14 protein-coding genes are annotated in these 12,286 nt (G+C 69.6%); 3 read left to right on the forward strand and 11 right to left on the reverse strand.

What is annotated here, in order from left to right; translation table 11 throughout:
- Window positions 1-111: 111 nt before the first annotated feature.
- The 6 genes from cbiE to AC5DRG_RS10330 all read right to left on the reverse strand — a co-directional run bounded on the left by cbiE (window position 112) and on the right by AC5DRG_RS10330 (window position 5,888).
- The gene (gene cbiE / locus AC5DRG_RS10305; RefSeq protein WP_491809693.1) at window positions 112-1,323 is read right to left on the reverse strand and encodes a precorrin-6y C5,15-methyltransferase (decarboxylating) subunit CbiE; all 1,212 of its coding nucleotides are present in this window, start codon (window positions 1,321-1,323) and stop codon (window positions 112-114) included.
- A 112-nt stretch (window positions 1,324-1,435) separates the two neighbouring features.
- Window positions 1,436-2,062 (reverse strand): GNAT family N-acetyltransferase, encoded by a 627-nt coding sequence (locus AC5DRG_RS10310; protein ID WP_491809694.1) that lies wholly within the window; start codon window positions 2,060-2,062, stop codon window positions 1,436-1,438.
- Window positions 2,063-2,206: 144 nt separating this feature from the next.
- Entirely contained in the window at window positions 2,207-3,043 is an 837-nt protein-coding gene (locus AC5DRG_RS10315) for a MetQ/NlpA family ABC transporter substrate-binding protein (protein ID WP_491809695.1), read from the reverse strand.
- A 108-nt stretch (window positions 3,044-3,151) separates the two neighbouring features.
- Complete coding sequence (locus AC5DRG_RS10320) at window positions 3,152-3,889, reverse strand: methionine ABC transporter permease (RefSeq protein WP_491809696.1); 738 nt, start codon at window positions 3,887-3,889, stop codon at window positions 3,152-3,154.
- On the reverse strand, window positions 3,886-4,920 hold the full coding sequence (locus AC5DRG_RS10325; RefSeq protein ID WP_491809697.1) for a methionine ABC transporter ATP-binding protein: 1,035 nt from the start codon (window positions 4,918-4,920) through the stop codon (window positions 3,886-3,888). The genes AC5DRG_RS10320 and AC5DRG_RS10325 overlap by 4 nt, the downstream gene beginning before the upstream one ends.
- A gap of 317 nt (window positions 4,921-5,237) precedes the next feature.
- The gene (locus tag AC5DRG_RS10330) at window positions 5,238-5,888 is read right to left on the reverse strand and encodes an HAD family hydrolase (RefSeq protein WP_491809698.1); all 651 of its coding nucleotides are present in this window, start codon (window positions 5,886-5,888) and stop codon (window positions 5,238-5,240) included.
- A 69-nt stretch (window positions 5,889-5,957) separates the two neighbouring features.
- On the opposite strand from AC5DRG_RS10330, the gene AC5DRG_RS10335 reads away from it, so the two are divergent.
- A complete protein-coding gene (locus AC5DRG_RS10335; RefSeq protein WP_491809699.1) occupies window positions 5,958-6,317 on the forward strand; it encodes a hypothetical protein in 360 nt (119 codons plus the stop codon).
- Between the two features lies 1 nt (window position 6,318).
- On the forward strand, window positions 6,319-6,744 hold the full coding sequence (locus tag AC5DRG_RS10340; protein WP_491809700.1) for a hypothetical protein: 426 nt from the start codon (window positions 6,319-6,321) through the stop codon (window positions 6,742-6,744).
- Between the two features lie 67 nt (window positions 6,745-6,811).
- On the opposite strand, the gene AC5DRG_RS10345 is transcribed toward AC5DRG_RS10340, so the two are convergent.
- The 3 genes from AC5DRG_RS10345 to AC5DRG_RS10355 form a co-directional block, all read right to left on the reverse strand.
- Window positions 6,812-7,309 carry a GNAT family N-acetyltransferase gene (locus AC5DRG_RS10345; protein ID WP_491809701.1) on the reverse strand — a complete coding sequence of 166 codons (498 nt, stop codon included), beginning with the start codon at window positions 7,307-7,309 and terminating at the stop codon, window positions 6,812-6,814.
- Window positions 7,310-7,354: 45 nt separating this feature from the next.
- Complete coding sequence (locus tag AC5DRG_RS10350) at window positions 7,355-7,861, reverse strand: sigma-70 family RNA polymerase sigma factor (RefSeq protein WP_491809702.1); 507 nt, start codon at window positions 7,859-7,861, stop codon at window positions 7,355-7,357.
- Window positions 7,862-7,934: 73 nt separating this feature from the next.
- A complete protein-coding gene (locus AC5DRG_RS10355) occupies window positions 7,935-9,104 on the reverse strand; it encodes a glycerophosphodiester phosphodiesterase (RefSeq protein WP_491809703.1) in 1,170 nt (389 codons plus the stop codon).
- Window positions 9,105-9,431: 327 nt separating this feature from the next.
- Between AC5DRG_RS10355 and AC5DRG_RS10360 the strand changes: the two genes are divergently transcribed.
- Complete coding sequence (locus AC5DRG_RS10360; protein ID WP_491809704.1) at window positions 9,432-10,121, forward strand: lysophospholipid acyltransferase family protein; 690 nt, start codon at window positions 9,432-9,434, stop codon at window positions 10,119-10,121.
- 83 nt (window positions 10,122-10,204) lie between these two features.
- Here AC5DRG_RS10360 and AC5DRG_RS10365 read toward each other — a convergent pair whose 3' ends face one another.
- Window positions 10,205-11,731, reverse strand: a complete 1,527-nt coding sequence (locus AC5DRG_RS10365; protein WP_491809705.1) for an MFS transporter — start codon at window positions 11,729-11,731, stop codon at window positions 10,205-10,207.
- A complete protein-coding gene (locus AC5DRG_RS10370; protein ID WP_491809706.1) occupies window positions 11,728-12,279 on the reverse strand; it encodes a TetR/AcrR family transcriptional regulator in 552 nt (183 codons plus the stop codon). Before AC5DRG_RS10370 ends, AC5DRG_RS10365 begins: the two co-directional genes overlap by 4 nt.
- Window positions 12,280-12,286 lie beyond the last annotated feature (7 nt).

A 12,286-nucleotide genomic window follows, 5' to 3' on the forward strand; every position in this document is an offset into this window, starting at 1 on the left:
CACACCCATCCCAAAACGGGCGCGTTTTCCGGACATTGACGAACGAAATGCCGGGCCCCCGGGAGCGGTACAACGGTCCGCCAGCCTACCGCGCGCAGTACGACAACAGGATCACGGGGCGCGATCCGGCAGCTGCCCGCTGAGCAGGAACGCGACGCTCCGCTCCGTCTCCGTCCAGGCCCGGGTGTCGAGTTCGACGGACTGGATGAGGGCGCACTCGACCTCGTAGCCGTGCTCCGTCAGGTCCCGTCCGACGAGTTCGGCGGCGTCGCGGGTGGCCGCGTGCGTGACGATGCGCTGTGGGCGCCGGTCGGCGACGGCCGCGACGACGGCCGCTCCCCCGCCGCCGACGCGGACGACGTCCGGCTCGGGGAGGTTCTCCAGGATGAGCGGGGCGGTGCCGCGGACGATCTGGAGCTGGACGCCGAAGCGACGGGCCGCCGCGTCCGTGCGGGCGCAGGCCTCCAGGTCGCGGTCGACGGCCAGGACGGCGGCGCCGGCGCGGGCGGCGTCGATGGCGAAGGCGCCGCTGCCGCAGCCGATGTCCCACACGAGGTCACCGAGGCGCGGTCCCAGCCGGGCGAGTTGGGCGGCGCGGAGCAGATCCGTTTCTCCTTCGCCGAGCCGACCGCCGTAGGCCTCGCCGGGCAGCGCCCAGCCGCGCGGTCCCGCACCCGGGTCGCGTCCGGCGATCCAGCCGCCGCCCTCGCCGACGCCGACCGGACCGCCGAGGACGATGACGACGTTGGGGTCGCGCCAGGTGTGGTCGGCGGCCTTGTCGGAGCTGAGGATCGTGACCTGCTCACGGTCGGTACCGAGTTCCTCGCAGATGACGAAGGTGCGGTGGAGGCCGTCCATGAGGAGGCCGAGTTCGGCGGGGCCGGCGCCGGGTGAGGTGAGGACCGCGACCTTGGTGTGGGCGCGGCATACATTCACCGCGCGTCGCAGGGTGCGCCGGTGTGCGACGACCACGTGTGCGTCGTCCCAGGGCATGCTGGCGCGGGCGAAGGCGGCGGCCACGGAGGAGACGGCGGGGACGACTTCGACCTCCAGGCCGAACTCGGGGTCGCGCAGGGTCCGTACGACTCCGAAGAAGCCGGGGTCCCCGTCGGCGAGCACGACCGCGGTCCCGCGGTGGGCGGCGATGCGGCGGGCGGCGAGGGCGACGCTGCCGAGCCTGATGCGCTCGGCGGTGCGGGGCACCTCGGGCAGCGCCAGGTGGTGGGCGGTACCGGCGACCAGCGTGGCGGCGCCCAGGGCGGCGCGGGCCGTCGCGGTCAGCGGCGAGCCGTCCCAGCCGATCACCGTGACCCGGTCGGCCATCGTCGTCAGTCTCCTGGGGGTTTACGCAGGTCGTCAGGGGGGTGGCCCCTCGGGCGGGCTCCGTGAGGGTACCTGGTGGAGGTGAAGGGTGGGGCGGCGGTGCCGTTGCCTCCTAGTAGGACGTGAAACCGCCGTTGCCGTCGAACTGGTCGCCCGCGCCCTCCAGGTCCTCCGGCAGCAGGCTCCACACGATGAAGTCGGTGCGGACGTCGACCCAGGTGCCGTCCTCGGTTCGGGTGTGCGCTATGCAGGCGTTGCGCAGCACGCCCTCGCTGATGCTGCCGATCTTCTGGGCAACCTGCTGGGAGGCCGTGTTGTCGGCCGCGGTGCGCAGTTCGATGCGCTCGAACTTCTGGTCCTCGAAGAGCCATTGGGCGGTGGCCAGCGCGGCCTCGGAGGCATAGCCCTCGCCCCTCGCCCAGTGAGCGACGATGTACGACAGCTCGGTGGACCGCACATGCCAGTTCGTCTCGGCGAGCTGGACGATGCCGACCAGGCGCTGGGTGAGGAACTCGGTGACGGCAAGGTCGAGACCGCGGCCCGCGGTGCGTTCGGTGGGCGCGTACTCCGTGATCCACCTGCGGGCTCGGTCCTCGGTATAGGGCTGCGGGACATTGGTCCAGGCGCCCACCTGTTCGTCGTTCATCATCTCGGTCAACGCGGGCACGTCGTCCTCGTCAAGGGGGCGCAGCACCAACCGCTCCGTGCTGATGGAGATGTTGGGGAAGGTGCTAGTCATGCGCCACTCCGTAGCCATTGGAAAATATTCAGGGCCTGCTCAACTGCCCAGCATGCAGCATGAAAGCACCGAACCACACCGCGGGGTCCACCCAAGGTGAAGGCGTGGACCCCGTGAGTTGCGACGAGTTGTCTACAAGGCGACTCAGAAGGACGCGATGACCGAACCGTCGTACTCGTCCTCGATGAACTTCTTGACCTCGTCGGAGGTGAGGAGCTTGGCGAGCTTCTGCACGCGCGGGTCGTCCTCGTTGCCGTCCTTGACCGCGAGGAAGTTGCCGTACGGGTTGTCCGTGGCGGACTCCAGGACGAGGGCGTCCTTCGCGGGCGAGAGGTCGGACTCGATGGCGTAGTTGCCGTTGATGACGGCGGCGTCCACGTCGTCCAGGGAGCGCGGGGTCTGGGCCGCCTCCAGCTCCTTGAACTTGAGGTTCTTGGGGTTCTTGACGATGTCCGAGGGGGTCGCCTCGTTGCCGACGCCGTCCTTGAGGGTGATCAGCCCGTTCGCGGCCAGCAGCTTGAGGGCGCGCGCCTCGTTGACCGTGTCGTTGGGGACCGCGACGGTCGCGCCGCTCTTCAGGGCGTCGGCGCTCTTGACCGAGTGGGAGTAGAGGCCGAGCGGCTCCAGGTGCACCGTGACGACGGGCACGATGTGGGTGTCGTTCTTCTTGTTGAAGTCGTCGAGGTAGGGCTGGTTCTGGAAGTAGTTGGCGTCGGCCGAGCCGTCCTCCGTCGCCGTGTTCGGCGTGACGTAGTCGGTGAACTCCTTGACCTCCAGGTCGAGGCCCGCCTTCTTCGCCAGGTTGTCCTTGACGTAGTCGAGGATCTCGGCGTGCGGGGTCGGGCTCGCGGCGACGACCAGCGGGCCGCTGTAGTCGGACGACGCGGAGGCGGACTCCTTGTCCGAGCCGCATGCGGTGAGCCCGAGGGTGAGGGCTCCGGCGGCGAGGACGGCGGTGGTGAGCTTTGCGGTGTTACGCACGAAAAGTGCCTTTCCTTATGGGTGGAGCGACCCCGCGGTGGGTGGTGCGGGGAGTCTGTGGGGGGTGCGGGAGGCTGTCGGAGGTTGCGGACGGCTGTCGAGGTGCGCTTACGCGACCTTGTCGACGTCCGCCGCCGCGGGTTCCCTGGCCTTCAGCAGGCGGAGTTTCGGCGCGGGACCGCCGCGGCCGCCGCGTCGGTGCAGGGAGCCGGCCGCGTAGTCGCCGGCGAGCTGGATGAGGGAGATGACGACCGCGAGGATCGCCACGGTGATCCACATCAGGCCGGTCTCGAAGCGCTGGTAGCCGTAGCGGATGGCGATGTCGCCGAGACCGCCGGCGCCGACCGTGCCGGCCATCGCCGAGTAGCCGATCAGCGCGACGATCGTCGTCGTGGTGCTGGAGATCAGCGACGGCAGGGACTCCGGTACGAGGACCTTGCGGACGACGGTCCAGGTGTTGCCGCCCATCGACTGCACGGCCTCGACCAGCCCGCCGTCCACTTCGCGGACAGCTGTCTCAACCAGGCGCGCGAAGAAGGGGATCGCGCCGATGGCGAGCGGCACGATGGCGGCCTCGCGGCCGATCGTCGTCCCCGTGATCGTGCGCGTGAAGCCCATCAGCGCGACCATCAGGATGATGAACGGCATCGAGCGGGCGACGTTCACGACCTGCCCGATGACCTTGTTGGCGACGACGTTCTGGAGCAGGCCGCCCCTGTCCGTCAGGACCAGCAGGATGCCCAGCGGAAGTCCGCCCAGGACGGCGATGACCGTGGCCCAGCCGACCATGTGGAGGGTGTCCCAACACGCCTGGGTCAGCAGCGGTTGCATCTCGGACCAGGTCACTTGGCACCTTCCTTCAGCAGTACGGGCTCCTGGCCGAGGATGTCGATCTGCAGGCCCTGCTCGCGCAGGAAGCCGATCGGTACGACGTTCTCCTCGTAGCGGCCGGGCAGTTCGATGCGCATCCGGCCGACCTGGAGGCCGCCGACGGTGTCGATGGCGGCGCCGAGGATCGCGATGTCGATGTTGTAGGTGCGGGACAGCTGCGAGATGACGGGCTGGGTCGCGGCCTCGCCCTGGAAGGTGACGTCGATGACGGTGCGGTCCTCGCCCGTCGCGTCGCCGCCGACCGGGAAGAGCGCGGAGGCGAGCTCGGAGCCGGGGGTCGCGAGGAGTTCGCTGACGGTGCCGGACTCGACGATGCGGCCGTTCTCCATGAGGGCGGCCGAGTCGCAGATCGACTTCACGACGTCCATCTCGTGCGTGATGAGCAGGACGGTCAGGCCCAGCTGCCGGTTCAGGTCGCGCAGCAGTTGGAGGATCGAGCGGGTGGTCTCCGGGTCGAGGGCGCTGGTGGCCTCGTCGGACAGGAGGACCTTGGGGTCGCCGGCCAGGGCGCGGGCGATGCCGACGCGCTGCTTCTGGCCGCCGGAGAGCTGGGCGGGGTAGACCTTGGCCTTGTCGGCGAGTCCGACGAGGTCGAGGAGTTCGAGCGCCTTGCGGGAGCGCTCCTTGCCGGACCTGCCGAGGATTTCGAGCGGCAGCTCGACGTTGTCCTGGACGGTTCGGGTGGACAGCAGGTTGAAGTGCTGGAAGACCATGCCGATACGGCTGCGCGCCTGGCGGAGTTCCCGGCCGGCGCGGGGTCCGCGGCCGGCGAGCGCCGTGAGGTCCTGGCCGGCGACGGTGACCGTGCCGGCGGTGGGGCGCTCCAGGAGGTTGACGCAGCGGATGAGCGAGGACTTGCCGGCGCCGGACTGGCCGATGACGCCGTACACCTCGCCTTCGCGGACGTGGAGATCGACGCCGTCCAAGGCGGTGACCTCGCGACCGCGCGAGCGGTAGACCTTGGTCAGGCCCGATGTGGTGATCACTGGGGTTCCATGACTGTCGAGTACGCGGGCGTGGGTGTGCCCTGGGTACGGGAGGGAAATGTGCGCGGGGCAACTCGGTCACATACGGCTGGGGGCGCATGGACGTGCCACGGCGGCTCGCTTCGGGGCGCGAGACTCAGGGGTGGTGCGGGGGCCCTCTAGAAGGCGCACATTCGACACATACAACGAGCACCGGGCGTCAGGATCGCCTCGGTCGCAAAGGTGCGGCAGCTCGTAGTGGTCATGGAATCAGTAAAGCAGACGTACGGTCCTGACAAAGTGCCGCTGTCCGCATCCCGGACAGCGGCGGACGCTCGTCAGCCGCGCGGGGAGATCTCCACTCCCCCGTCGGTGACCAGGGCGGACAAGGCCGACAGGTCCTTCACGACGAGGTCGGCGTCGAGCTCGTGCGCCTGGTGGGTTGTGGCCAATGCCACGGTGGTCATCCCGGCGGCCCGGCCGGCCTGGAGGCCCGCGGGGGCGTCCTCGAAGACGACGCAGCGGGCCGGGTCGACGCCCAGTTGGCGGGCGGCGAGGAGGTAGGGCTCGGGGTCGGGCTTGCCGCGCGTGATGTCGTCGGCGGCGATCAGGGTCTTGGGGAGGATGCCCGCGGCGCCGAGGCGGGCCTCGGCCAGGCGGCGGGTGGCGGAGGTGACGACGGCCCAGCGGTCGGCGGGGAGGGAGTCGAGGAAGGCCTTCGTCCCGGGCAGCAGGCGTGCGCCCCCGTTGGGTACGTCCTCCACCTCAAGCAGCTCGATCCGCGCGACGGCCTCCGGCACGAGGTGCGCGGGCAGCAGGTCGGCGGCTATCTCGGCGGCCGGGCGCCCGTGCAGTTCGATGCGCGCGAAGTCCTCCGCCGTGATCCCGAACTCCTCCGCCCATCGCGTCCAGCAGCGCTGTACGGATTCGAGGGAGGAGACGAGGGTGCCGTCGTTGTCGAACAGGAGGGCTTCGGCGTAGATGTGCATGCCATCGACCTTACGGTGCGGGCCGGGGGCGGCCGCATCGGGTCTTTTGGCCCGTAATAGGGTCGCCGCATGTTTGATGCCCTGACGCTGGTGACCGGTGTCGCCGCGCTGTTGCTCGCCGCCTGGTGCGGGTGGGCCGCGTACCGTGATCAGCCGACGAAGGACTGGCACTTCATCGGGATGGCCGTGGTGTCGGTGCTGGCCCTGGTCCAACTGGTGATCGGGATCGTGCAGTTGGCGCGGGGCGAGAAGCCGGACCAGGGGACGACGATCTTCGTGGCGTATCTGCTGGGTGCGTTCGCGTGTGTGCCGGCGGTGGGGTTCATGTCGCTGGCGGAGCGGACGCGGTGGGGGTCGGTGACGGTTGCCGCCGGCGGTGTCGTGCTCGCCGTTCTTGAGGTGCGGCTCTATGACATCTGGGGAGGGTGAGATGGTCGACGTGGAGGAGAAGCCGGTGCGGACGCGGCTCATCAGTGGGCCCGGGATGCTGCTCGTCTGGCTTTACGGGGTGATGGTCGTCGGGGCCGTTTCGCGGTCGGCGGTGCAGATCTCTACCGAGTTCGAGCGGGCGCCGCTTGCGTATTCGCTGTCCGCTGTTGCCGGGCTGGTGTACGGGTTCATCACGTACTCGCTGGTGCGTGGGGGTGAGCGGGCGCGTAGAGCGGCGTTCGTTTGTTGCGCTGCCGAGTTGGCGGGTGTGCTGGTTGTCGGCACGTGGACGCTGGTCGAGCCGTCTGCGTTCCCCGACTCGACCGTGTGGTCCGACTATGGGATGGGGTATCTGTTCATCCCTGTGCTGCTGCCTGTGTCCGCGATGTACTGGTTGCGGAAGGCGCCTCGGGGGGATGCGGGCTGAGGTTGTGCGCGACCGCAGGCCGTCTGTGGCTGGTCGCGCAGTTCCCCGCGCCCCTAAAGGCAAGCTGTCATGCCGTTGCTAGATAGGTCCCGGCCTGCTTCTCCAGCACCACCATCGGGACTCCGTCCGCGCCCTTTGACGTGCCTACCGTTTCGTAGCCGACCCGGCGGTACAGGCGCAGGTTGCCCTCGCTGCGGTGGCCTGTGTGGAGGCGGAACTTCTTGGCTCCGCGTTCCTCGGCCAGCGCGGCTTCGGCTGCGCGCAGGAGCCTCGCGCCGATGCCGTGGCCCTGGAGGCGGGGGTGGACGCAGAGCTTGCCGATGGCCGCGGCGCCGTCGTCGTCCAGCGAGCCGCGGACCGAGCCGACCACCTCTTCGCCGAGGCGCGCGACGAAGACGCAGTCCTTGGCGACCTCCTCGCGGACAGAGTCGAGGCTCTGGACGAGCGGGTCGATGCGGTAGTTGCCGTACAGCGCGGCCTCGCTCTGGAAGCACAGGTACTGCAGCCTGAAGATCTGGTCGGCGTCCTGCTCCGACGCCACGGAGATGGTCACGCTCATGCCCATGTGTGCACGCCTCCCGCTCACCTGCTCGCCTGTAGTCCCTCTCTCCTATCCCCGCGCTCCGGGGGCCGCAACCTCCGGCGCCAGCAAACGACGCAGACATCCCAGGCATCTGGAACGTTCCGGACCGAGACTGCCCTGTGAGATACCCAACTCCCCCGCGATTTCGCGGTATGTGAGGTCCTTTGGGGAGAGCAGGGCCTCCATCAGCCGGGGACAGCGACCCGGGAGGCGGGTCACCGCGGCGCGCAGGGCGCGGTGGCGGGCGGCGGTGAGGGCGAGTTCCTCCGGGCCGCTGTCGCTGTCGGCCGCGGGCTCGATGTCGTACGGCCGTTCGATGCGGGTCGCGCGGCGGGTGCGGCGCGACTCGGCGCGGACCGCCCTGCGCAGCCAGCCCTGGGGGTCGAGCGGCGGGTCGTCGGAGTCGAGGCGCTCCAGGAGGCGGAGCCAGACGGCCTGTTCCAGGTCGCCCGGTTCGGTTCCCGAAGCATATGCCTCGGCCGAGGCCTCCGCGGCGAGCAGTGGGCGCAGGGCCGTAACCATGTCGTGCGTCATATGCGGCACGACGCGGCCGTCCCGGCAAAGGTTGCCGGGACGGCCGACTGTCACTCCAACCGGGGCCGGGGGCTCAGCCGTTGACGAAGGCCTCGCGGGCCAGCAGGCCGGTGTCCGCGTTGTCCGTGAAGACTCCGTCGATGCCGGTCGCGAAGTAGGTCTTGTACACGCCGAAGACGTCTCCGTAGGCGTCGACGTCCGTGCCCTTGCGGAAGCTCGTCGGCAGGAAGGGGTTCTCGTTGCGCATGGTGTAGGGGTGCAGGATCAGGCCCGCCGCGTGGGCGTCCGCGACCAGGGTGGTCGGCGTGGTGAGGTTGCCGGCCGCGTCCTTCGGGATGACGAGGTCGAGGGTCGGGCCGATGCCCTGCGCGTAGGAGGCGATCTCCGCCAGGCCGGCCGGCTTGACGAGGTCCGCGACCGTGCGCGGGTCGCCCGTCTCGACGAAGTCCCAGGGGCGGCTGCTCGCGCCGGAGAGCAGGACGACCAGCGGGTTGCCGACGAGCTTGTTCAGGCGCTGGATGCTGCTCGGCTCGAAGGACTGGAGGATGACCGGCGAGTTCTTCTTGTCCTTGCCGTACTTGCGCAGCAGCTTCGCGACCCGCTCCTCCAGGCCCAGGCCGAGCTTGCGGAAGTAGGTGGGGTGCTTGGTCTCGGGGTAGATCCAGACCTGCTTGCCGCGCTTGCGGGTCTGCTCGTCCTGCCAACGGAGCACCTCTTCGAAGGTGGGGATCTCCCAGCGGCCGTTGTAGAGGGTGTTGTGGGGGCGGTTGGCCGGGATCCGCTCGATGGCGCGCAGCGTCTTCAGCTCGGCAAGCGTGAAGTCCTCGGTGAACCAGCCCGTGACGGAGACCCCGTCGAGGAGCTTGGTGGTCTTGCGGCTCGCGAACTCGGGGTGGTCGGCGACGTCCGTGGTGCCGCCGATCTCGGGCTCGTGGCGGCAGACGATGTGACCGTCCTTGGTGGGGACGAGGTCGCCGGCCTCGACGATGTCGGCGCCCAGGTCGAGGGCCAGCTGGTAAGAACCGAAGGTGTGCTCGGGCCGGTATCCGCTGGCTCCGCGGTGGCCGATGATCGTCGGCACCGGCAGACTCTTCAGCCCACCGCTCCCGCTCCCGTACCGTTCGTCGGCTCTCGCCGTGCCGGCCAGTCCGATGACCGCTCCGCTCGCGCCGAGCACGGCCGCTCCGAGGAGTGCCCGTCGTCCGGTCCCGCCGCTTCGCCCGTTCGGCCCCTGCGTGTCCATGAGCGCCCCTTCTGCCGTCCCCACCGTCATTGCGGGCCGATCGTAGGTGCGTGTCCATGACGACCGGGAGACCTCCGACGGAACACGCGGGTGACGCTCGATGTCGTACTCGATGTCGCGTGCAAGAGGAGGATTGACGGGCCATCAGCGTGGAACGCGATGTCCGTCACAACGTGGCATCCGGGTTACGGCGGGTTCGCGGGGCGCCACCGCAGGTAAACGTGCGTCAACAGTGCGTAAGACCTCGGTGAACCCCTCGTACCCGATGTGCAATACCACCCGGGCCGCGAGTATCGTCCTCACCTGCACAGACTCATACCGAATCCCTTGACACCGGAGGGCCCGTTGTCCCGCTTCGCGCTCATCAAGGCAGTGCTCGGACCGATCATGCGCCTGATGTTCCGCCCACGGGTGGAAGGCGTGGAGCACATTCCGGGGGACGGTCCGGTCATCCTCGCCGGCAACCACCTCACGTTCATCGACTCGATGATCCTGCCGCTGGTCTGCGACCGGCAGGTCTTCTTCATCGGCAAGGACGAGTACGTCACCGGCAAGGGGTTCAAGGGCCGCCTCATGGCCTGGTTCTTCACCGGCGTCGGCATGATCCCGGTGGACCGGGACGGCGCCAACGGCGGAGTCGCGGCCCTGATGACCGGCCGCCGCGTTCTCGAAGAGGGCAAGGTCTTCGGCATCTACCCCGAGGGCACGCGGTCGCCCGACGGCCGCCTGTACCGTGGCCGCACCGGGATCGCCCGGCTCACGATGATGACCGGCGCGCCGGTCGTTCCGTTCGCGATGATCGGCACGGACAAGTTGCAGCCGGGGGGTGCGGGGTTGCCCCGGCCCGGGCGGGTCACTGTTCGGTTCGGTGAGGCGATGGAGTTCTCTCGGTACGAGGGGATGGACCGGGACCGGTATGTGCTGCGGGCCGTGACTGATTCCGTGATGACCGAGGTCATGCGGTTGTCGGGGCAGGAGTACGTGGATATGTACGCCACGAAGGCCAAGGCCGCGTAGCGCTCCGCTGGGGTGAGCCGGAGAACTCCGGTTGTGTGTTGACTGCGGGTCCGCTTTGGCTGGTCGCGCAGTTCCCCGCGCCCCTAAAGCCCGTTGTCCAGCCGTTGGCCGCGAAGCAGGAACCATGCTGCTACTGCCGTCGCCAGCAGGACCACCGCGCCCACGCCCGCTGCCAGGCTGAGGCCGCTGACGAAAGCTTCCCTGGCCGACGTCAGCATTTCCTGGGCTGCCTGTGACGGCATGCCTGACGCCGCCTCCGCCGCTCCTCCCAGTGACTCGTGCGCTCCAGCCGGCGTACCCGCCGGGCCGGTGAAGTCCCGGTAGACGCCGGTCACGATCGACCCCAGAACCGCGATGCCGAGGGCCGCGCCCAGTTCGTACGCCGTTTCCGAGACCGCCGATGCCGCGCCCGCCTGCTCCTTGGGCACGCTGGAGAGAATCACGTCGGCCGTCACCGTGAACGAGAAGCCGGCGCCCACGCCCACCACCAGCAGTGCGGACCCGAGCAGCGGGTAGCCGGTCGACTGGCTCAGGAGCGTGAGCGAAGCCAACGCCAGGCCTACGGCGGCCAGTCCGCCGGAGACCACTGCCCTCACCGAGTAGCGGCGAGCCACCGTCCCCGCGATCAGGCCGGCCACCACCGCGCCGATGGCGGCGGGGAGTTCGGCCAGGCCCGCCTCCAACGGGCGCCTGCCCTGGACGAGTTGCAGGTACTGGGAGAGGAAGAACACCAGGCCCGACAGGCCTAGGACGGTCAGCAGGTCGGCGAGGACCGCGCCGCTGAAGCCGCGGTGGCGGAACAGGCGCATGTCCAAGAGCGGGGCGGGGAGAGTGAGTTGGCGTCGGACGAACCAGTACAGGGCGGCCGCGCCCAGCAGGGCCGTGGCCAGCGTCTCCCACGTGAAGCCGTGCGTGGCGGCCTCCTTGACCGCGTACACGATGCCGATCATGCCGACGAGTGAGAGCAGGACGCTGATCAGGTCCCAGGGGCCGGCGTTCGGGGTGCGGGACTCGGGGAGCAGCTTGATGCCGACGACGACCAGGACGGCCATCACGGGCAGGTTGATCAGGAAGACCGAGCCCCACCAGAAGTGTTCGAGGAGGAACCCGCCGACGACCGGGCCTACCGCCATGCCGGCGGAGGCGGTCGCGCCCCAGATGCCGACGGCGAGGCTGCGCTCGCGCGGGTCGTGGAAGAGGTTGCGGATCAGGGCGAGCGTGGCGGGCATGAGGGTCGCGCCCGCGACTCCGAGCAGCGCCCGGGCCGCGATCATCATCTCCGGTGTCGTCGCATAGGCGTTGAGCACGGATATCGCGCCGAACGCCGCCGCCCCGCCGAGCAGGATCCGCTTGCGGCCGATGCGGTCACCGAGGCTGCCCATCGACACCAGCAGGCCCGCGATCACGAACGAGTAGACGTCACCGATCCACAGGAGCTGCGTGCCCGAGGGCTTCAGGTCCTCACTGATGTAGGGGGTCGCGAGACCGAGGACGGTCGCGTCGACGGCCACCAGCAGCACGGCGAGCACGAGGACGGAGAGCGCGAGCCAACGGCCCGGGCGCTTCTCCGCCTCCCGCGTCACGAACGCCGGCTGCAAGGTGCTGGTCATGATTCCTCTCTCCGTAGTGCGCCGCCGAGCAACAGCTCGACGATCATGTGGGTGAAGTCGTTCGCCGCGACCCGGCCCTCCTGCACGGCCCAGGCACCGGAGGCCATCAGGCCGTAGAGCGCCTCGGTGAGCCAGGCCGGGGTGAGGTCGATGCGGAACTCGCCGGACTGCTGGCCGCGCCGGAACAGTGCGGCGATGCGGGCGTCGATGCGGGTCCAGCCCTCGTTCTGCTCCTCGCCCTCGAACAGCTGGTTCTCGCTGTAGAGGAACGCGAGCAGTCCGGCCGCGGGCTCCATCGCCCGCACGAGCCGGTGTACGGCCTCCCGCGCCGGCCCCTCGCCCAGGCGGGCCTCGTCCAGCGCACGCTCGCACTCCGCGATCCCGAGCGCCTCCAGCGCCCGGACGAGCGCGTCCCGCCCGGCGAACTGGCGGTGCAGCGTGGCCCGGCTGATCCCGGCCGCCTTGGCGACCTCGTCCATGGTGGACGTGGATTTGCGGGTGAGCAGGGCGGCTGCGCTGCGGAGTACGTGGTCACGGTCGACGGCCATGAGACAA

The organism is Streptomyces sp. JLBG701 (assembly GCF_058544905.1).